Origin of the sequence: Endozoicomonas sp. ALD040, assembly GCF_049275945.1 — a bacterium.
In the GTDB taxonomy this organism is placed as follows: Bacteria; Pseudomonadota; Gammaproteobacteria; order Pseudomonadales; family Endozoicomonadaceae; genus Endozoicomonas_A.
The window spans coordinates 4,426,822-4,446,745 of record NZ_CP184829.1 but is presented as its reverse complement, the minus strand read 5'-3'; the positions used below and the strand labels follow the sequence as shown (position 1 = coordinate 4,446,745).

17 protein-coding genes, 3 rRNA genes and 2 pseudogenes are annotated in these 19,924 nt (G+C 47.1%); 11 read left to right on the top strand and 11 right to left on the bottom strand.

Annotation, left to right across the window (positions count from 1 at the left end):
- Positions 1–8: 8 nt before the first annotated feature.
- From ACOJUN_RS16585 to ACOJUN_RS16545, 9 genes and pseudogenes are all read left to right on the top strand, one after another.
- On the top strand, positions 9–545 hold the full coding sequence (locus ACOJUN_RS16585; protein WP_422133026.1) for a hypothetical protein: 537 nt from the start codon (positions 9–11) through the stop codon (positions 543–545).
- On the top strand, positions 538–873 hold the full coding sequence (locus tag ACOJUN_RS16580) for a hypothetical protein (RefSeq protein ID WP_422133025.1): 336 nt from the start codon (positions 538–540) through the stop codon (positions 871–873). Before ACOJUN_RS16585 ends, ACOJUN_RS16580 begins: the two co-directional genes overlap by 8 nt.
- A 218-nt stretch (positions 874–1,091) precedes the next feature.
- Positions 1,092–1,859, top strand: a complete 768-nt coding sequence (locus ACOJUN_RS16575) for a DUF1698 domain-containing protein (protein WP_422133024.1) — start codon at positions 1,092–1,094, stop codon at positions 1,857–1,859.
- Positions 1,859–2,761 (top strand): NAD-dependent epimerase/dehydratase family protein, encoded by a 903-nt coding sequence (locus tag ACOJUN_RS16570; protein ID WP_422133023.1) that lies wholly within the window; start codon positions 1,859–1,861, stop codon positions 2,759–2,761. Before ACOJUN_RS16575 ends, ACOJUN_RS16570 begins: the two co-directional genes overlap by 1 nt.
- 153 nt (positions 2,762–2,914) lie before the next feature.
- Positions 2,915–3,052 carry a sugar transferase gene (locus ACOJUN_RS16565; RefSeq protein ID WP_422133022.1) on the top strand — a complete coding sequence of 46 codons (138 nt, stop codon included), beginning with the start codon at positions 2,915–2,917 and terminating at the stop codon, positions 3,050–3,052.
- Positions 3,053–3,340: 288 nt separating this feature from the next.
- Positions 3,341–3,565, top strand: coding sequence for an AbrB/MazE/SpoVT family DNA-binding domain-containing protein (locus ACOJUN_RS16560; RefSeq protein ID WP_422133021.1), 225 nt, complete (start codon positions 3,341–3,343; stop codon positions 3,563–3,565).
- Complete coding sequence (locus tag ACOJUN_RS16555; protein ID WP_422133020.1) at positions 3,562–3,825, top strand: PIN domain-containing protein; 264 nt, start codon at positions 3,562–3,564, stop codon at positions 3,823–3,825. Before ACOJUN_RS16560 ends, ACOJUN_RS16555 begins: the two co-directional genes overlap by 4 nt.
- Positions 3,826–4,138: 313 nt before the next feature.
- Positions 4,139–4,255 (top strand): annotated as a pseudogene (locus ACOJUN_RS16550) (transposase family protein); the annotation flags it as partial.
- Positions 4,256–4,267: 12 nt separating this feature from the next.
- Positions 4,268–4,493: pseudogene (locus ACOJUN_RS16545) on the top strand (transposase); the annotation flags it as partial.
- 33 nt (positions 4,494–4,526) lie between these two features.
- Here ACOJUN_RS16545 and ACOJUN_RS16540 read toward each other — a convergent pair.
- The 6 genes from ACOJUN_RS16540 to ACOJUN_RS16515 all read right to left on the bottom strand — a co-directional run bounded on the left by ACOJUN_RS16540 (position 4,527) and on the right by ACOJUN_RS16515 (position 9,584).
- Positions 4,527–4,868, bottom strand: coding sequence for a type II toxin-antitoxin system PemK/MazF family toxin (locus tag ACOJUN_RS16540; RefSeq protein ID WP_422133019.1), 342 nt, complete (start codon positions 4,866–4,868; stop codon positions 4,527–4,529).
- The gene (locus ACOJUN_RS16535; RefSeq protein WP_422133018.1) at positions 4,841–5,062 is read right to left on the bottom strand and encodes a hypothetical protein; all 222 of its coding nucleotides are present in this window, start codon (positions 5,060–5,062) and stop codon (positions 4,841–4,843) included. The genes ACOJUN_RS16540 and ACOJUN_RS16535 overlap by 28 nt, the downstream gene beginning before the upstream one ends.
- 308 nt (positions 5,063–5,370) lie before the next feature.
- A complete protein-coding gene (locus tag ACOJUN_RS16530; protein WP_422133017.1) occupies positions 5,371–5,589 on the bottom strand; it encodes a toxin-antitoxin system HicB family antitoxin in 219 nt (72 codons plus the stop codon).
- Between the two features lie 206 nt (positions 5,590–5,795).
- Positions 5,796–7,043, bottom strand: coding sequence for a group II intron reverse transcriptase/maturase (gene ltrA, locus ACOJUN_RS16525; RefSeq protein WP_422133016.1), 1,248 nt, complete (start codon positions 7,041–7,043; stop codon positions 5,796–5,798).
- Between the two features lie 572 nt (positions 7,044–7,615).
- Positions 7,616–8,941, bottom strand: a complete 1,326-nt coding sequence (ltrA, locus tag ACOJUN_RS16520) for a group II intron reverse transcriptase/maturase (protein ID WP_422133015.1) — start codon at positions 8,939–8,941, stop codon at positions 7,616–7,618.
- Positions 8,942–9,323: 382 nt separating this feature from the next.
- Positions 9,324–9,584: a PIN domain-containing protein gene (locus ACOJUN_RS16515; protein WP_422133014.1), complete on the bottom strand. Its 261-nt coding sequence runs from the start codon at positions 9,582–9,584 to the stop codon at positions 9,324–9,326.
- Positions 9,585–9,980: 396 nt separating this feature from the next.
- On the opposite strand from ACOJUN_RS16515, the gene ACOJUN_RS16510 reads away from it, so the two are divergent.
- Positions 9,981–10,529: a sugar transferase gene (locus tag ACOJUN_RS16510; protein WP_422133013.1), complete on the top strand. Its 549-nt coding sequence runs from the start codon at positions 9,981–9,983 to the stop codon at positions 10,527–10,529.
- A gap of 56 nt (positions 10,530–10,585) precedes the next feature.
- On the opposite strand, the gene rrf is transcribed toward ACOJUN_RS16510, so the two are convergent.
- The 3 genes from rrf to ACOJUN_RS16495 form a co-directional block, all read right to left on the bottom strand.
- Positions 10,586–10,701, bottom strand: a 5S ribosomal RNA gene (gene rrf / locus ACOJUN_RS16505).
- 210 nt (positions 10,702–10,911) lie between these two features.
- Positions 10,912–14,393: ribosomal RNA gene (locus ACOJUN_RS16500) — 23S ribosomal RNA — on the bottom strand.
- 344 nt (positions 14,394–14,737) lie between these two features.
- A 16S ribosomal RNA gene (locus ACOJUN_RS16495) occupies positions 14,738–16,294 on the bottom strand.
- Together the 16S, 23S and 5S rRNA genes form the textbook arrangement of a ribosomal RNA operon.
- A gap of 665 nt (positions 16,295–16,959) precedes the next feature.
- Here ACOJUN_RS16495 and ACOJUN_RS16490 point away from each other — a divergent pair.
- Positions 16,960–17,517 carry a chalcone isomerase family protein gene (locus tag ACOJUN_RS16490; RefSeq protein ID WP_422133012.1) on the top strand — a complete coding sequence of 186 codons (558 nt, stop codon included), beginning with the start codon at positions 16,960–16,962 and terminating at the stop codon, positions 17,515–17,517.
- Positions 17,518–17,558: 41 nt separating this feature from the next.
- Here the strand turns inward: ACOJUN_RS16490 and ACOJUN_RS16485 are convergent, their stop codons facing one another.
- Positions 17,559–18,632 carry a hypothetical protein gene (locus ACOJUN_RS16485; RefSeq protein WP_422133011.1) on the bottom strand — a complete coding sequence of 358 codons (1,074 nt, stop codon included), beginning with the start codon at positions 18,630–18,632 and terminating at the stop codon, positions 17,559–17,561.
- A gap of 64 nt (positions 18,633–18,696) precedes the next feature.
- Positions 18,697–19,584, bottom strand: coding sequence for a DMT family transporter (locus ACOJUN_RS16480; RefSeq protein ID WP_422133010.1), 888 nt, complete (start codon positions 19,582–19,584; stop codon positions 18,697–18,699).
- Positions 19,585–19,924: the final 340 nt, after the last annotated feature.

The following is a 19,924-nucleotide window of genomic DNA, read 5'->3' as shown; positions in this document are numbered from 1 at the left end:
TATTTTCAATGATAGATTGCATTGATCTTGATGTGGGTTTTTATAGAAAAAAATATGATGATTTGAATCATTTTAATGATCGAAAGTTAGCTCGGCACTACTCACAATATGGATATTACGAGGGCAGGGAATGTAATCCTTATTGCTTGAGAGAGAAACTTACAGTGTTGTGTAATGATAAAAGAGTATTGGAAATAGGCCCTTTTACGACACCTCAGTTAAAGGGAGATACAGTTTCATATGCAGACGTTTTAAATACAGATGACTTGATCAAACGGGCAAGAGACATTGGTTTTAGTACTCAAGATATACCAATAATTGATTATGTAATAGATAATTTGTCATTAAGCAAAATAGCAACAAGGTTTGAATGTGTTTTCTCATCTCATAATATTGAACATCAACCTGACTTAATTTCTCACTTACAAGAGGTGTACAATCTTCTTTCAGATAAAGGAAGATATTATTTAGTTGTTCCTCATTGCAGTTTTTGTTTTGATGCTACACTGCCTCCAACGAAAATATCAGAAATCTTTAATGCTTAATTATGAAAAGAGAAAAATCCATACGGTAGGTTCGGTTATAGAACATTTGGCAATGACAACCCACAATGATCCAGTAGAGCATTGGAGAGGAGTCCAGAAAACCACTGATTATCAATGGGTTGATAGTATACGTATTAAAGATGCGATAGATAAATATGAAAAAAGCAATGGAGATTATATTGATGTTCATGCATGGCAATTTACTCCAATAAGTTTTTTCAATATTATAAAAAGTCTGATTGATCTTGATTTTATTGGTTTCTCAAATATTTATGTTAGCGGTCAAGTGAAAAATAGATTTGAATTTACTGCAATTATTGAAAAATGAATTTTATGGTTTCTAGAGAATCATTGTTTGTGTGTTACTGTTCAAGATCAACCACAGGTCTGTGTTCTGATTAGTGGTTGAAAGTGATTTTTAGGGTACATGTACTTTCTTTTGAGTTTACCATAAATAGACAGCCGACTCACTTATTTGGTTGACTGGTGCCTTCGGGTTGTCAAAGCTATGCCACGACTAACAATTTACTAGCTAAGGTAATTAACATGACAATACTTGATGAGTATTTCATGACATATCCTAAATCACAAAATGCGATAGATATATTTTATGGGGAATGGTCAAGTATTATTCCTGGAGATATAAAAAGTCATGGCACCGCTGATCTTTTTAACGATGTTAGAATTGATCTTATTTGTAACAAAGTAGGCGGTTTAAATAATGCCAATATTCTGGAATTAGGACCATTGGAAGGTGGGCACTCTTACATGCTAACAAAAAAGTTAAAAGCAAGAAGTGTTACTGCAATTGAGGCAAACAGCAGAGCTTATCTTAAATGTTTAATTATCAAAGAAATACTCGGAATGAACAACGTGTCTTACATGTTAGGGGATTTTGACCAATACTTAAATGACTGTAATATGTATGACTTGATTCTAGCATGTGGTGTCATATATCACTGTAAGAATCCCATTGAAACAATAGTAAAAATATCTAATAAAACACAAAAAATTGGTATATGGTCTCACTATTTTAAAGAGAGTGAGGTGAGGTCTATTTATGGTGATAGATTCTCTTACGTTGCGGAGATAATGAATTACAAGGGTTATACAGGCACTGTCTACAAACACAACTATTCAAAGGCACTCAACATACCTCGTTTTTGCGGAGGTGGTAACACATATACCTATTGGATGGATTTAGAGAGCTGGTTCAGCCTCTTCGATTCTTTGGGCTTTACGTTAGAGATTTTGTCTGGTAGCGAAAATCATATCCATGGCCCAGAGTTCACAGCTATCGCCACTAAAAAGTAATGAGCAAGAAAATACTCATAACAGGTGCTACAGGTTTCATAGGTCGCTACTGTCTGAAACTGCTAAAGGACTCTGGTTTTGAAATACATGCTGCTACACGTCAAGAACGAGAAGATAATGAAATTTTTTGGCATAAGTGCAATTTGCTTGAGAAAGGGTCTGCAGTAAGGCTCATTCGTTTGGTACGACCAAGTTATCTTTTACACCTCGCTTGGAATGCAGAACCAAATGTGTTTTGGTCCACACCCGAGAACCTACAATGGCTTAGTGCCAGTCTTGAGCTTTTGCAGGCTTTTGCTGAACATGGTGGCCATCGTGTAGTAATAACGGGTACCTGCGCCGAATACGACTGGCGTTTTGGTTGGTGCTCAGAAGATATTACACCACTAAATCCAGGCACCCTCTACGGAACGTGTAAGAATGCATTACAAGATATATTGAGTTCTTACAGCCATGAGACAGCGATAAGTACTGCTTGGGGGCGTATTTTTTTCATTTTTGGGCCCCACGAGCATCCGGCAAGGCTTATCTCATCAGTTACACTTTCACTATTAAGAGGTCAAATTGCCGCATGTAGCCAGGGTAACCAGGTGCGTGATTTTTTACATGTCGCAGACGTAGCCTCAGCTCTTGTCACTCTAATAACATCTGATCTACAAGGCCCTATCAATATTGCATCTGGAAGAGGAATATCAGTTAGGGAAATGGTCATCAATATAGGTACTTCTTTAGACCGCCTAGATTTAATTCAGTTTGGAAAAGTGCCAAATTCACCGACAGAGCCACCCCTTCTTGTAGCCGATACACGCAGACTTAACGATGAACTAGGATGGCAACCTTCCGAAACGTTTCAACAAAGGATAAAAGAAACAATTGATTGGTGGAAGCTGCAATTTTCATAATCAATCGATACGAATTCAAACTGACAATGTTGACATATAACTACCTGATTTTTCCATGCTGAATAGTAAGCCTGCGGGATTGCGTATTCTGGTCAGCCGGTGTTTTCTAATGGGTAGCTACCGTCGCCGCCTACTCGCAATGTCAAGAATAAAGTGTACCGTTTTTTCGATTGTCTGCTGGCGTCAATAGGTCTGATTGTTGGATCACCTCTGCTTCTGGTGATTTATATTATGGGTCTTTTCGATAATGGCTCTCCTTTGTTCAGCCAAGAGCGAGTTGGGCGCTGTTAACTCCGCTATAAAAAGCCGTTTGTTCTTTTGAAGTTCCGTACCATGCAAGTGCAACGCAGGCATGAAGAAAAAACAAAAGAAAGCAGCTATGAGTACACGCTATCTGGCTGAAGTCCTTGCTGGGCAGGCACTTTCATGATTTTGCCGTGGTTTTGATATTCAGAAATGTGAAAATTACTTTGTGAGAAATCCCTGATCACAGGTTGTTGGACTTAATCTGGTTTTCCTGTTGTACACACCTTAAGGTAAGACTATATTAGTATTGCCTTAAGGTGGAGATAGAAAACCATGAGAGCATCTACAAAAGGACAAGTTAGCATCCCTCGGGAAGTAAGAGAGGTACTCGGGATTTTGCCGGGTAGTGAAATAGAATTTATTGAGGAAAATGGCAGATTCTATCTGGAAAAAAGAGATCAACCAAAAACAAAGAAAAGATTTGCCCGGTTCAGGGGAATCGCATCAGCCCAAATGAGCACTGAAGAAATTATGGGACTTACGAGAGGCGAGCCGTGAATGGCATTCTGATTGATTCCTGTGTTCTTCTCGACTTGTTGACTAACGATAAAAATTGGGCTGATCGGTCAGAGAAAATTCTCGAGCAATACAGTCAAAGTAATAGCTTGTTCATAAACTCAGTAGTATACACAGAGATATCCATTGGTTTTAAAACAACAGAAGAAGTCGATGAAACATTGACTAAAATGGGTATCAAAGTTTTGGAAATCCCTCGAGAAGCATTGTTCTTGGCAGGTAAAGTTTATCTTCAATATTGAAAGAACAAAGGCAAAAGAATATCACCATTGCCTGATTTCTTTATTGGAGCCCATGCGTTGATCTCAAATTTTCAACTAATAACGCGGGATAATGGTAAGTTCTCAAGCTATTTTCCCACCCTGAAATTGATAACTCCCGCTAATAATTAATAAGCTTATCTTAGGAAAAAGTCATGCAAGCACCCGAAGCCATTGGGCTCAATGCCATGGAAAAATCATGAAAACTGCTGAAATCATTGACCTGTAGCTTACATTTGCTTTCTTTTTAATACGGCTATGGTCTTATATCTACACATCAGGATAAGGCCTCAGCATGAATGCTCACGACTTGATTTCACAACTCTCTATTATCAGTGACCCTCACCAAGCTTGGAAGGTTGACCATAAGCTAACAGACATCCTTTTTCTGACGATCTGTGCTGTCATTGCAGCGCAGAAGACTGAGAATAAGCTTCACTGGAAACTTGATGTTGCGATGAGAGAAGACGAGTATCGCATCCGAAGAAATGTCGGAGCAGAAGTTCTAGCAGGCTTTAGACATATTGCAGTCAATCTGCTGAACAACACGAAAACCTTCAAAGCAGGTCTGAAGAGGAAACAAAAGAAAGCCGCTATGGATGAGTACACGCTATCTGGCTGAAGTCCATGCTGGGCAGGCACTTTCATGATTATTCCTTGGGCAGATACTTTCAGTTCAAGGGTTATTGCACTTTTCGTGAAATAATTTGATGTAAACGATGAATAATTTCATTGAATTTCTCTGCTTTTATGGTCGCGATTTCTTGGCAGATAATGCTTTGGTGTGCCGTGAATAACTTTCCCGGGCGCGCAAAGCTCTCACGGTCTAGGATTCCTTGGTTGAAATCGTTCGGAGTGATAACAATTGCTGTCGGATCAGAGTATGCTTTACTGGTGATCTGACAGAGAATAACATCACCTTTTCCGACGCTGGCAAGTGTAAGAGCCGGGCGGCGTTTAGTTGACGACAAGTCGGAGAACGGGAAATTGATAGTGACTATCGTTCCTGCTGAAGGCATTCCCATGCTTCATCCTCATCTGGCTTATTCCAGTCTGCTGCGAGTGACGGTTCACTTAACAGCACTTCATCATTAACCCGCTGGCCGGGTGACTCCTCAAGTATGGTTATCAATACGTTAGACCCTGAAGGCAATACCAGATTATCTGGCAGTTTGAGGTTGCCCTTACTGTCTACAGTGGCTTTGTATGTCTGAAACATATCCATGCTCCCTGTATCAATGGTTCATCAACGATAGCTTAGTTCTGTAGTGAGGGGAAGCTATTGACACCTGGAAAACGAGGGTATGTTTTAAGAAAAGTGAAAAAGGAAGCTTGATGGTGCGATGAGAGAAGATGAGTGTCGAATTCGAAGTAATGCCGGGGCAGAAATTTTGGCAGACTTTAGACAGTCACTCTACTAAACAGTTCGAAAACGTTCAAAGCAGGCCTGAAGGGAAAGCAAAGGAAAGCTGTTATGAGCACATGCTATCCGGCTGCAGTCCTGGCCAGGCACGTACTTTCATGATTTTACCGTGACTCACTGTCCAGCCTGTCCAGAACCTTCAGAGCTTCCTTTGGATTACCTGATTCTGCTCTGACCAGGTAACGGTTATAGGTATCAAACTCTGCCAAGGCGATGGTCGATAATTCATCCATCAATTTGTTCAGACTGATATTTCTGGACTTGGCCAATTGCTTCAAGCGTTCATGTTTTTCTTCGGTCATTCGAATGGTAAGTACGCTCATTGCCTGATCTCCCTAATAAAGTCTTCTGGATTACAAATGGTTAGGTGGTCAAACCTCAGTTCACCGCGACCAACATCTTTAATGTTCTTGATCGGGATAGGGCCTAGCCTCACAGCTACGCTCCTCCCAGTCGAGTCAACCAAGGGAACCTCCCCCTCAGCTGCTCACGGAACCGTACTTGAACCTCTCAGCTCATACGGCTCTTCTTATCCAGCCGCTGACACACAACCAATACGCCAGTGTGCCATTAACCACGGGGCTTTCTTGGCGACTCTCCCTAAACAATGGGCAGCTCGCTTCTTTCGCCCCCTCAATTTCTTGTATTTGCCCATAGCCCAGCGAACCAGTGTTTCTTCCACATAGTTCAGAACTTTCTTCAATTCCGACGGGTAGAATTTCCCATAGTAATTGATCCAGCCCTGTACATAGGGATTGATCAACTTTGCCAACTCATCAAGCGAGTAAAGTGATCGTTTGGTGGGAACTGCCAGCTCCCTGATAGTGTCCCGGATATGCTGAGCCGAAGCCTTGCTTATCGCCGGGAGAAAGCTGACAAAGAACTTCCCGTACCGGTTTCTGGCCATCCGTGGGCGAAAGGTATAGCTCAAAAAGTCAAACGCCGTGTTTTCATGCTTTTCCGGTCGGTCTTCATCCATGCAGTAGACCAGCTTCGTCTTTTCCGGATGCAATGTCAGGCCGCAGTCTTTCAACCTCTGCCTGACCTGCTCCAGTACTGACTCCGCTTCCTGTTTGGTACGACAATGGATCAGCGCATCATCAGCATATCTCTCAAACCAGACATGCCGTATATTGCGTTCGAGCCATAGATCAAAAGCATAATGCATAAACAGGTTCGCCAGCAGTGGGCTAATCACGCCCCCTTGCGGCGTCCCCTTCATCCGTTTAACTTGCTCCCTGCCATCATCTACAGGAGCTTCCAGCCAACGTTTTATATATAGCAGTACCCAAGGTTCCTGAATGTGGCGCCTCGCCGCTTTCATCATGAGTTCATGATCCAGATTGTCAAAGAATCCCTTTATATCGAGATCAATCACCCAGTCGCGCCGCCAGCAACGCTTTCGCGCAACCGCCAGTGCCTGATGAGCATTTCGGTTAGGCCGGTAGCCATAGGAGTTTTCATGAAAGACAGGTTCCACTAATGGCTCCACGATCAACTTGACCACCGTTTGGGCTATGCGATCCGCTACTGTCGGTACTCCCAGCGGTCTCGTGCCTCCACCTTTCTTGTCGATGTCTACACGCATGACGGGGGGAGGAAAGTAACTTCCCGATGACATCCTGTTCCATAGTTTGTACAGGTTGCCGCTCAGGTTGGCTTCAAAGTCAGCCAGCGACTGACCATCAATGCCTGCGGCTCCCTTGTTGGCTTTCACCTTCTGCCAGGCTTGCCAGACAAGCCTTTTCGAAATTGTGAACGGTTTTGCATCAGTCATAGATTCATCCCATAAAGTTGGTTGATCTACTCCTTCCGCTGGATAAGTCAGCCCCTTCGCTCCATACCCATTACAGGTACTTCATCGCTACTACGAGCTGATCCGCCCCTGTGCCCTGTATTGGTACTCAGAGCCTTGCTGTTTGACAGCTTGGCTGGCTCCCTTAACACCAGAGCGACAGGTTCTCATGTTCCATAAAAGAGCCTGAAATCGGTTCATGCCATCTTTGTGCCGGACACCGCTCAGGCAGTAACTGGATAACTCCTGAACTTATCATGAGGTAGTGGTGCCCCTCACTTTTGATGCCAACGTATACGCTTACGACACGTCATCAATGGTTCACTTGCGTTCATCTCCCGAAGTCATACCTGACGCAATCTTGTTGCGTCTTTTCTGTGACGCTCACCACCCTGACTCTTAATCAGCGCAGCTCACAGTGGTTTGGTGGTCGCTTCCAGAAGCCGCCACCGGAGGGCCTGCCTCCATCTCAATTACAGTTACGAACAGACCGACTCTGTTCTCATGACACACCAACACCCAGCATACGGGTCCGTACTGGGCGTTTCGGTCAGTTAAGCAGCCAATAATCTAATCAAACCTAATTCATCGAACCAACTATTCGGCAATGCTAAGTGCAGCGCAGGACTCCGGCTTATCCGCCAGTACCCTTTGCTCGACCCTACTGTCTGCCTCGTCAGCTCATCACTGACTCCTCGCCTTCTTAGCTCCGCATATCGCTTCGGGCTTTTCTTCCATTGATACCAGAGCAAACTTCTCAATCGTCGCCTGATCCAGCAGTCAAAGTTTTCAAACTCCGAACGGGTTTCAACTTCTCGAAAGTAGTTCTTCCAGCCCCGTAAGTAGCGATTCAGAAACTCCAATCTCTGCTCCAGTGACCGCCCGCCTTTGCGGGTTAGTTGTTTGACCTTGTCCCTGAACCGCTTGCAGGTTTTATCTGCCAGCTTCTTCCTGCCATCTCTGGTAAAGCTGTATCCCAGGAACGCCCGCCTCCATACCTTGTCAACTGCACTTTTCGCAACGTTGACTTTTAGCTTCAGCTTGCTTTCGATGTAACGAGTCAAACTTGCCATCACTCTCTCGCCTGCTTTCTGGCTTCGCACAAACACCCGACAGTCGTCAGCGTAACGTACAAACCGTAAATCACGCTTTTCTAACTCTTTATCGAGTTCATCCAGTACGATGTTAGACAACACAGGTGAGAGCGGCCCTCCCTGAGGCACTCCTTCGGTCTGCGGTTTTACCAGCCCGTTCTCCATCACTCCGGACTGTAGGAATCGTCGAATTAAACGTAATACATCCTTGTCATCTGTGTGAACTGCCAGCTTTGCCATCAGTCGATCATGGTTAACCCGATCGAAGAATTTCGACAGGTCAATGTCCACAACCCAGCTATATCCTTCTCGGATATACGACTGAGCCTGATTAATCGCCTGATGTGCTGACCGGTTCGGCCTGAATCCGTAACTGAAGGCTGAGAACCTTGGTTCCCACTCGGCCTGCAATACTTGCTGTATCGCTTGCTGCACCATTCGGTCTAAGGCGATTGGTATACCCAACTGCCTTTCTCCTCCGTCCGGTTTGGGAATCAGTACTCGCCTTACGGGAGCAGGACGCCATTCTCCCTGCAAAAGACATTGCCGCAGTTCATGACCATGTTCTTGTAGATGGGTGTACAACCCTTCCACTGTCATGCGGTCGATGCCTGCTGCGCCTTTATTGCGTTTAACTCGCTGAAAGGCTCTTGTTAAATTATTGGGGTTGGCGATACGTTCCATCAGGCTCGTACCACCCGCCGGGCTTTCGTAATCCTGTGATACCGACACGACCTCAGCCCTCATAGCCTTGCAGCCTCCGGTTCCGCCGTGACCACTTGGCATGAGTTCCAGTGTTTGCTGGATTTGTCTGCGTCCAGTGTATCGAATAACAGAAACTACTCACCACTCTGTACCGTTCAGGCCTTCACTGACATACGCCAGCTACTATGCCATCTGCTGACTTCTGTGTGGCGGTCAAGTCACCTTACGATGGCCTCAGTCCGAAATATCAGACACCACACAGACCTCCCGAGGTAAGTCACACCGCCTTCGCCGCACAACCGCCAGATCTACTGCCTGAATGTCCGGATGAGTATGGACTTCGTCATCATACGCTGACTCGTCCTCACGCAAACAGCCTCATATCTGATTTCTGTTCGTCGGCTCGCGGTTTTGCTCCACACTGCCTTCAGCCTGCACCTCACGATACAAACCTTGTGCTTCACTAGTCCTTCGCCCTCATCTGGCTGGACAGGGGACTTTCACCCCCAAGCTGTGTGACATGCTCGGCACACGTGATGATATGGCTGGCACCGCCAGCCATCGCCAGCTCTACCAGGTGATTATCAGCTTCGTCTGGTAATTTTGGCCGCCAGAGATAATAGATCTCAACCCACTGGGTAATACTTAGCAGCGCGTTGAGCACCTGTTCACGTTCCGACTCAATAGGTAAGCGGTGTTTATTACCCATCCATGGAAAAATCATGAAAGCCCCTTCAATTATTGGCCTGTAGCTTATATTTGCTTTCTTTTTAATGCGTCTATGGTCTTATATCTACACATCAGGATAAGGCCTCAGCATGAATGCTCACGACTTGATTTCACAACTCTCTATTATCAGTGACCCTCACCAAGCTTGGAAAGTTGGCCATAATCTAAATAATCGTCCTTACTCATGATTCGATCCTGAATGAGAAAATAAACATTATATTGCGAGACAATAGCTCATATCGTCTACAGATTTAAATGCAGACAAGCTGATTGGTGATTTACAGGGTCGATCCTGCAAAGGCAATCCACCTTTTAGGCTGGCAACCGCCCTATCCTGTCGAACAGGGTATTCGGGCTACCGTTTTGGCCTATTCTCCAGGTAAAAAATGAAGTGTATCGTTTCCTCGATTGCCTGCTGGCTCTACTCGGTCTAATTCTCAGCTCGCCTTTACTTCTGGTAATTTATATTATGGGTCTTCTTGATACCGGCTCTCCCCTGTTCAGCCAGGAACGGGTTGGCCGTTATAAAAAGCCGTTTGTGCTTGTGAAGTTCCGTACCATGCAAGTGGATACTTTCTCTGTTGCCAGTCATCTTGTCCCTTCCTCATCCATTACGCCACTGGGTCGATTCCTGCGTAAAACCAAGCTGGATGAACTGCCACAGCTATGGAATGTTCTGGTTGGCGATATGAGTCTGGTAGGTCCACGGCCTAATCTTTTTAATCAGCAAGAGTTGATTGAAGCCCGTGAACAACTCGGGGTGTATAATGTGTTGCCTGGCCTTACCGGACTTGCGCAAGTCAGACAGATTGATATGTCCACCCCTGAACTGCTTGCCAGAACAGACAGCCAGATGATCCGATCCTTAACTCTTCGGGATTATTTTAAATATATTTTGATGACTGCGACGGGGAAAGGTCAGGGAGACCGGGTGCGATGAGTAGTAATAACAAAAACCCCGGTCAATCTCTCAACCGGGGTTCTGCTTTATTCAATGCCTGGCGATGACCTACTCTCACATGGGGAAGCCCCACACTACCATCGGCGATGTGTCGTTTCACTTCCGAGTTCGGGATGGGATCGGGTGGTTCCAACACTCTATGGTCACCAGGCAAAACTGGTCGAGCCGTTGGCTCTCGAGCTGGAAGCTTTAAGCTGGAGGCTTGAAGCTGTTTCTCGAAAACTAAGGCTCTGGAATCCAAATCTCTTTTAAGCTGTGTCGTCTATTCTTGCTCAACACTCTCGTTCACTGTGTACGGCTTCAAGCTTCCAGCTTCCAGCTTTTGCTGGCAGCTTCGCTGCGCAAATCGCTTTGGCGTTATATGGTCAAGCCTCTCGAGTCATTAGTACGGGTTAGCTCAACGCCTCACAACGCTTACACACCCCGCCTATCAACGTCATAGTCTTTAACGTCTCTTATGGGCCTTGCGGCCAGGGAAGTCTCATCTTGAAGGGGGCTTCCCGCTTAGATGCTTTCAGCGGTTATCCCGTCCGAACTTAGCTACCGGGCAATGCGTCTGGCGACACAACCCGAACACCAGTGGTTCGTCCACTCCGGTCCTCTCGTACTAGGAGCAGCTCTCCTCAAACTTCCAACGTCCACGGCAGATAGGGACCGAACTGTCTCACGACGTTCTAAACCCAGCTCGCGTACCACTTTAAATGGCGAACAGCCATACCCTTGGGACCGGCTTCAGCCCCAGGATGTGATGAGCCGACATCGAGGTGCCAAACACCGCCGTCGATGTGAACTCTTGGGCGGTATCAGCCTGTTATCCCCGGAGTACCTTTTATCCGTTGAGCGATGGCCCTTCCATTCAGAACCACCGGATCACTATGACCTACTTTCGTACCTGCTCGAGATGTACCTCTCGCAGTCAAGCTGGCTTGTACCATTACACTAACCGCACGATGTCCGACCGTGCTTAGCCAACCTTCGTGCTCCTCCGTTACTCTTTGGGAGGAGACCGCCCCAGTCAAACTACCCACCACACAATGTCCCCGATCCTGCTAAAGGACCTGGGTTAGAACCTCAATATTGCCAGGGTGGTATTTCAAGGTTGGCTCCATGCAGACTGGCGTCCACACTTCAAAGCCTCCCACCTATCCTACACAAGCAACATCAAGATCCACTGTGAAGCTGTAGTAAAGGTTCACGGGGTCTTTCCGTCTAGCCGCGGATACACTGCATCTTAACAGCGATTTCAATTTCACTGAGTCCTGGGTGGAGACAGCGTGGCCATCGTTACGCCATTCGTGCAGGTCGGAACTTACCCGACAAGGAATTTCGCTACCTTAGGACCGTTATAGTTACGGCCGCCGTTTACCGGGGCTTCGATCAACCGCTTCTCTTGCGATAACAGCATCAATTAACCTTCCGGCACCGGGCAGGCGTCACACCGTATACGTCCACTTACGTGTTAGCACAGTGCTGTGTTTTTAATAAACAGTCGCAGCCACCTGGTATCTTCGACCAGCCTCAGCTTACGGGGCAAGCCCGATCACCAAAGCCGGCGCACCTTCTCCCGAAGTTACGGTGCCATTTTGCCTAGTTCCTTCACCCAGGTTCTCTCAAGCGCCTTGGTATTCTCTACCTGACCACCTGTGTCGGTTTCGGGTACGGTCCCTTTTGACCTGAAGCTTAGAAGTTTTTCCTGGAAGCCTGGCATCAACCACTTCCCCACCTTGGTGGGTTCGTCATCAGTTCTCGGCTTTGTGGACCCGGATTTGCCTGAGTCCACAGCCTACGACCTTAAACCCGGATAACCATCACCGGGCTGGCCTAGCCTTCTCCGTCACTCCATCGCAGTCAAAAGGGGTACAGGAATATTAACCTGTTTCCCATCGATTACGTCTTTCGACCTCACCTTAGGGGCCGACTCACCCTGCGCCGATTAGCGTTGCGCAGGAACCCTTGGTCTTCCGGCGAGGGAGCCTCTCACTCCCTTTATCGTTACTCATGTCAGCATTCGCACTTCTGATACCTCCAGCCCACCTTCCGGTGAACCTTCAACGGCTTACAGAACGCTCCTCTACCGGTTCAGTTGTCAGTTTGCAGTTGTCGGTTGTCAGTTTGAACTGAGTTATTTAAAACTCTTGTGCAAACTAACCAACATCTTACTGACTTGGTTGTATTCGGTTTTGAGGTCTTGCCATTGCTGATCGTCAATGTAATTGAGATCAAGGCAGTACCTTAACCAAACTCTCATTTCGTCAGATGATCCGATAGCCATCAATATGAACCTTCGAAACTCTGCTTTTGAGATGATCAGTTTCCCATGTCCTTCAGCAATATTTGCACAGATTCCTTTACTGGCTCTGCACATCTGATCAGCAAGTCCATGCATTTGTTCAATTCTCGGAAATTCCAGCGAGAGCTTGTGAACTTTCAAAGAAAGCTTATAGGCCCGTTGAAATACTTCTAAATCTTCAAATCGCTGCATACTTACTTCTCATACTGCCAACTGACAACTGTAAACTGACAACTGAACCCCGTAGCTTCGGTGAATAGTTTGAGCCCCGTTACATCTTCCGCGCGAGCCGACTCGACCAGTGAGCTATTACGCTTTCTTTAAAGGGTGGCTGCTTCTAAGCCAACCTCCTGGCTGTCTGGGCCTTCTCACATCGTTTCCCACTTAACTATTACTTTGGGACCTTAGCTGACGGTCTGGGTTGTTTCCCTTTCCACGACGGACGTTAGCACCCGCCGTGTGTCTCCCGTGATTGCACTCATCGGTATTCGGAGTTTGCATGGGGTTGGTAAGCCGGGATGGCCCCCTAGCCCAAACAGTGCTCTACCCCCGATGGTGAGACACGAGGCGCTACCTAAATAGCTTTCGAGGAGAACCAGCTATCTCCGGGCTTGATTAGCCTTTCACTCCTATCCACAAGTCATCCCCTGGCTTTTCAACGACAGTGGGTTCGGTCCTCCAATCAGTGTTACCTGATCTTCAACCTGCTCATGGATAGATCGCCCGGTTTCGGGTCTATTCACTGCGACTGGACGCCCTGTTAAGACTCGCTTTCGCTACGGCTTCCCTATACGGTTAACCTTGCCACAGAAAATAAGTCGCTGACCCATTATACAAAAGGTACGCAGTCATCAGTGGCCAGTTGTCAGTTGTCGGTGGTCAGTTTTGTTCAGCGTCAATTTCAACACCTCTGCAAATCTGCCCGTATTTTCCAACTTGACGACCTGGTAATCAGTCATCTGCTGTCGCTTGCCTACTGGCAACTGACAACTGACAACTGACCACTGACTCCCACTGCTTGTACGTACACGGTTTCAGGTTCTGTTTCACTCCCCTCAACGGGGTTCTTTTCGCCTTTCCCTCACGGTACTGGTTCACTATCGGTCAGTCAGGAGTATTTAGCCTTGGAGGATGGTCCCCCCTTGTCTCCGAAAAGACGGTTCAGACAACATTTCACGTGTGCCGTCCTACTCGATTTCACAATAACTGGCTTTTCGCGTACGGGGCTATCACCCACTATGGCCACACTTTCCAGAGTGTTCCGCTAAACCAAAAATTGCTTAAGGGCTACTCCCCGTTCGCTCGCCGCTACTGGGGGAATCTCGGTTGATTTCTTTTCCTCCGGGTACTTAGATGTTTCAGTTCCCCGGGTTCGCCTCCTAAACCCTATGTATTCAGGTTAAGGATACTCACTTGTGTGAGTGGGTTTCCCCATTCGGACATTCCTGGATCAACGCCTGTTTATCGGCTCCCCAAGACTTTTCGCAGATTACCACGTCCTTCATCGCCTCTGACTGCCAAGGCATCCACCGTGTACGCTTAGTCACTTGACCATATAACCCAAAGCGATCTCTTCGAGATCTCAGTTGTCAGTTGTCGGTGACCAGTGGTCAGTCGATTCGTGGCAACTGATGGTTATAGGCAATAACTACCTTTAACGATCTTCAGTAACCGGCAACTGTCAACTGACAACCGGCCACTGATACGCCCTACACTTGAGAGTGTCTCAGCAAGAATTTCATTAAAAGACCAAAGTCTTTTAAATCAACTCAGCTTATTTAAGTTTGGATTCCACATTGTTAAAGAACAAAACTAACAACTGCCAACTGACCACCGTCAACTGACAACTGATAATCAAACAATTCGTGTGAACGCTTATGGAAGGTCGGTCTTCGTTTAAGGAGGTGATCCAGCCCCAGGTTCCCCTAGGGCTACCTTGTTACGACTTCACCCCAGTCATGAATCACTCCGTGGTAACCGCTCTCCCGAAGGTTAAGCTAGCTACTTCTGGAGCAACCCACTCCCATGGTGTGACGGGCGGTGTGTACAAGGCCCGGGAACGTATTCACCGTGACATTCTGATTCACGATTACTAGCGATTCCGACTTCATGGAGTCGAGTTGCAGACTCCAATCCGGACTACGATGCACTTTCTCAGATTAGCTCCACCTCGCGGCTTGGCAACCGTCTGTATGCACCATTGTAGCACGTGTGTAGCCCTGGCCGTAAGGGCCATGATGACTTGACGTCGTCCCCACCTTCCTCCGGTTTGTCACCGGCAGTCTCCCCAGAGTGCCCACCCGAAGTGCTGGTAACTGAGGATAAGGGTTGCGCTCGTTGCGGGACTTAACCCAACATCTCACGACACGAGCTGACGACAGCCATGCAGCACCTGTCACTGCGTTCCCGAAGGCACCAAACTATCTCTAGTAAGTTCGCAGGATGTCAAGGCCAGGTAAGGTTCTTCGCGTTGCTTCGAATTAAACCACATGCTCCACCGCTTGTGCGGGCCCCCGTCAATTCATTTGAGTTTTAACCTTGCGGCCGTACTCCCCAGGCGGTCTACTTATCGCGTTAGCTGCGTCACCAGAAATGCAAGATCCCCGACGACTAGTAGACATCGTTTACGGCGTGGACTACCAGGGTATCTAATCCTGTTTGCTCCCCACGCTTTCGTACCTCAGCGTCAGTGTCAGACCAGAGTGTCGCCTTCGCCACTGGTGTTCCTTCCTATATCTACGCATTTCACCGCTACACAGGAAATTCCACACTCCTCTTCCGCACTCTAGCTTGCCAGTTTTGGGTGCCGTTCCCAGGTTGAGCCCGGGGCTTTCACATCCAACTTAACAAGCCGCCTACGCACGCTTTACGCCCAGTAATTCCGATTAACGCTCGCACCCTCCGTATTACCGCGGCTGCTGGCACGGAGTTAGCCGGTGCTTCTTCTGCGAGTAACGTCACAGCTCAAGGGTATTAACCTTGAACCTTTCCTCCTCGCTGAAAGTGCTTTACAACCCTAGGGCCTTCTTCACACACGCGGCATGGCTGCATCAGGCTTGCGCCCATTGTGCAATATTCCCCACTGCTGCCTCCCGTAGGAGTCTGGGCCGTGTCTCAGTCCCAGTGTGGCTGATCATCCTCTCAGACCAGCTACGGATCGTCGCCTTGGTAGGCCTTTACCCCACCAACCAGCTAATCCGACGCAGGCTCATCCGATAGCGCAAGGTTCCGAAGAGTCCCCTGCTTTCCCCCCTCTTCCGAAAAAGAGTAGGACGTATGCGGTATTAATCCGGATTTCTCCGGGCTATCCCCCACTACCGGGCAGATTCCTACGTGTTACGCACCCGTCCGCCGCTCGTCAGCAACCAGCAAGCTAGTTCTGTTACCGCTCGACTTGCATGTGTTAGGCCTGCCGCCAGCGTTCAATCTGAGCCATGATCAAACTCTTCAGTTTAAATCGTTTTGTCAGCTGCCCCGAAGAACATGCTGACTGCTCAATCTTTGCAATTAAACGTACATGTTAGAATTAACGAGTATGTTCGCTTGCTTGATCAGCATTTAAATCATTTCAGAGCAAAGCTCTGTTGACCGATGCCATTCGCACAAGCGCCCACACGAATTGTCTGATAATTTGTTAAAGAACTGGATTAAAACAAGAAGGTTTTAACCGGCTGATTCAGCGGTCAGCGCTGTTCAGCGAGGCCGCTATCTTACCGCGACCGTTTTTGTTGTCAAGTGCTTGTTTTCTAAGTCACTTTTCAACTTACCAAGACCGCATTCGTTCACTCAGTGAGCGTTGCGTTTCTGTCTCAGCGGCGGTGCATTCTACGCTGTTCGATCCGATTGTCAATCACCGTTTTAAACGCTGTTGCAATGGATCCTTGCGTGCTCTTTGAGAGCCATGCACCATTCAGTGGAGGCGCATTATACAGGGGAGGTTTGTTCTGCCAACCCCCGGTGAATACCTACACCAGCAGGTCAACTTTCCAACCTTTGGTTATGATCAGTCTCTTTTCATTTTCTTTTCTTTACCAATTAATACATTTGTTTTTTTCACAGTTATTCGTCGGTTAGCGTATATTTAGCTCTTCATTTCGTCATTCCCTTCAGGAGAGATCTGTGAAAAAAATACTCCTCTTTGTTTCAGCGCTTGTAATGAGCCTGAACGTTCAGGCCATTGAGCTAGATGGTGTAAATGTTCCAGAAACGCTAACCCTGGAAAACCAGACTCTGAAACTCAATGGTGCAGGTGTCCGCTCCAAATTTTTTGTTGATCTGTACGTAGGCTCGCTCTTCACCACGGAAAAAGCCAGTGAAGCCAGCAGTGTCTTGAACAGCACAACGCCTGTAGCCATTCAGCTGTTCATCACCTCCACGCTGATCACTTCTGAAAAACTCACTGAAGCCGTTAATGAAGGATTTGAGAAGTCGACCGGTGGCCAGATCGCACCTCTCGAAGATCGACTGACCGCCTTTATCGATGTTTTCAAAGACGAGATTGTTAAGGGTGATAACTTCGTAATGTTTATCACCCCCGGCAAGGGCGTTAATGTCTATAAGAATGGGAAAAAGCTGGCTACCATCGAAGGTGATGACTTCAGCAAAGCTCTACTGGGTGTCTGGCTGGGAGATCAACCTGCCGACGCTGACCTCAAGGCTGATATGCTGGGCCACTGATACTTTCGCAGCCAGTTTACTGGCTGCTTACTCCTGAACCTTTAGCTCTGATCACTGAGAAACTGCTGTTCAATAGTTTCCACGGCATGACAAAAGCGGTCTCCCTGCATTTCACCAAGACATTCTTTCTGCAGATAACCCACCATCGCCTCCCCTATCATGGTGATTACCATTTTGCGATTGTAGAGAGGCAGACTGCTTGCATAACCCAGAGCAAACTGCCTGAGCGGATTCACTATGCAGTCATAGGCAACCCCACAATAAAACCCCTTCCTGGTCTGAGCATCAGAGGCCATTTCAGCCAAACTTCCCACCACTTCCTCAAGATCTTCATGCACATAGGCTGGCTCACCAAATTCGCCAATGGTCTCCGCCAGGTCCACCAGGTAGATTCGATCAGATTCCTGGTCATAGATTTCATTATTTCCATTTCGGTCCGGAAGGTGTAACCGAACCATCCGGCTCAACATTTCGGCAATATTTTTGGCGGGCCGTCTTGGATCTAAATGAGCCAGAGCCAATACCTGCCCATAACGGTAAAAAGCTTTTCTCAGCAAAATTTTCTGTTTGGTATTCAGGGCATGATCTGAGGCAAGATACTGTTGATAGAACAGTTGCAGCCATTCCGGGAAGAAATAGGCATAATGTGAAGCAAGATACTGTTGATTGTAAATGTCACTCAAGTTCCTGCCCGGAACCAGAGGATAACTCAGGATGTAATGCTGCTTTTGATTGAGCATGAAAGTAGCAGCACGATCCGGGAGTACCAGTTCAGCATTCACCCTGACCAACCAGGGGTAAAGCGAAAGCTTCTTTTTCAGCAGCCATTCAGACTCAAAGCGTATCAATTCACATCCATAACAATCTTCTCGAAAGATTTTGACAAACCATTCAGTACCATCAAACAAAACGGTGTAAGCCCGATCGAGCTCGCCACCGGCGGTTATGATTTCTTTAAAGTTTTTACCTTTACCCTGAAATAGCTGGTGTATGGCCTCTTCATAGGTTTGCAGTTCAGAGAAGTCCGGCACCTTCGGTAATTCAACAAATTCTGCCCTGGAGGCACGACTGAGGATGAGTAACAGGATCAGAAAGGAAGATCGGAGAGCGGTCATTTGAAAAAAGCCTCTGATAGCTTAATAACCGTTTTATCGACCTTTAGCCCTATCCCTTAATAAATCAGGCAAGCCAGAGTAGCAGAATGACACTACTCAGAATCAGAGCCATACCACAATATTCACGAGGCGAATGTTTTTCCCTGAACAGACGACTGGAGATAATCAGCGTGAAGAAGAATTCAACCTGCCCCAAGGTTTTGACCAGGGCCGGGTTTTGCAGACTGAAAGCTGTAAACCAGCCGATGGACCCCAGCAGACTGAGAAGCCCGACAGCGCCACTTAACTTCCATTGCTGAATGAGCTTTCCCAGAGTCTGAGGCTCTTTTAACCAGATAAAGCCACCCAAAAGCACCGTTTGCATAAGAACTGTGACAGTCAGTGTATAGGCCGAAGCCACGAGCGGATCATCATCCAGCGACAAACTCGCCTGTCTGACCCAAAGGGTGGTCAAAGCCAGAAGGAACCCTGCGCCGAGGCCAAACGCAGCAGATACCGAAAACAGGGATCGCCATCCTTGCTGCCCGGGCGGGTTCAAAAAGATCAACCCAACCGTCCCCAACAAAACACTGATCCAGCCCGCCCAGCTGAGCATCTGGGAAAAAATAATGGCACCCAACACAGCCACCAGAACCGTCTCAGACTTGGAATAAATAACCCCAATCGCAAAGTTTCTCAGGTGAAAGAGCTTGACGATAACAACCGTAGCAGCGATTTGAGCCAATCCGGCGCCGAAACTGTAGAGCAGGAAAGTGGAAGAGATTTCAGGCAGCTCAGAATCCTGCCAGTGCAGTTGCAGATACAAATAAACCCAAACCAGGGGAAGTGAGAAAACATATCGGGAAAATGTGGTCCCCCAGACACTGACTCGCTCAGAAAGTGTTTTTTGACATGCCGTGCGAAATGCCTGAGCAACAGCGGCCATCAAAGTCAGCCAGATCCAGGTAGACACTGTTTCTCCTCCCTGAAAAAGATGAAGCACACCATCTTACCCATTGGACTTGGTGATGTGGGTAGACGACAAACTTGACATGTGTTCCAAAACCCCGGTGTTGAGCAATGAGGTTTCGGAACAGTCAAATAAAATTGCAACAATCGCAAAATCAATTACGCTAGACACAAGATAAATCATTAAAAGGTAAATTTATCTTGTGGGTTTCAGCTACAAAGCTAGCCAAGATTGAAAGCGTAACCAGCCAAACTATAAGGCGCAAGATCGAAAGCGGTCACTACGAAAAAGTGAAGCAAACCAGTGGTGGTCACTTCCGCATATTCATTAGCCAGTAAAGGAA

Coding starts and splice junctions, on each gene's coding strand:
- ACOJUN_RS16540 (WP_422133019.1), bottom strand. CDS start 4,868: ATGGGAATGCCTTCAGCAGGAACGATAGTCACTATCAATTTCCCGTTC.
- ACOJUN_RS16575 (WP_422133024.1), top strand. CDS start 1,092: ATGACAATACTTGATGAGTATTTCATGACATATCCTAAATCACAAAAT.
- ACOJUN_RS16530 (WP_422133017.1), bottom strand. CDS start 5,589: ATGAGCGTACTTACCATTCGAATGACCGAAGAAAAACATGAACGCTTG.
- ACOJUN_RS16535 (WP_422133018.1), bottom strand. CDS start 5,062: ATGTTTCAGACATACAAAGCCACTGTAGACAGTAAGGGCAACCTCAAA.
- ACOJUN_RS16585 (WP_422133026.1), top strand. CDS start 9: ATGATAGATTGCATTGATCTTGATGTGGGTTTTTATAGAAAAAAATAT.
- ACOJUN_RS16485 (WP_422133011.1), bottom strand. CDS start 18,632: ATGACCGCTCTCCGATCTTCCTTTCTGATCCTGTTACTCATCCTCAGT.
- ACOJUN_RS16580 (WP_422133025.1), top strand. CDS start 538: ATGCTTAATTATGAAAAGAGAAAAATCCATACGGTAGGTTCGGTTATA.
- ACOJUN_RS16515 (WP_422133014.1), bottom strand. CDS start 9,584: ATGATTTTTCCATGGATGGGTAATAAACACCGCTTACCTATTGAGTCG.
- ltrA (WP_422133016.1), bottom strand. CDS start 7,043: ATGACTGATGCAAAACCGTTCACAATTTCGAAAAGGCTTGTCTGGCAA.
- ACOJUN_RS16570 (WP_422133023.1), top strand. CDS start 1,859: ATGAGCAAGAAAATACTCATAACAGGTGCTACAGGTTTCATAGGTCGC.
- ltrA (WP_422133015.1), bottom strand. CDS start 8,941: ATGCCAAGTGGTCACGGCGGAACCGGAGGCTGCAAGGCTATGAGGGCT.
- ACOJUN_RS16560 (WP_422133021.1), top strand. CDS start 3,341: ATGAGAGCATCTACAAAAGGACAAGTTAGCATCCCTCGGGAAGTAAGA.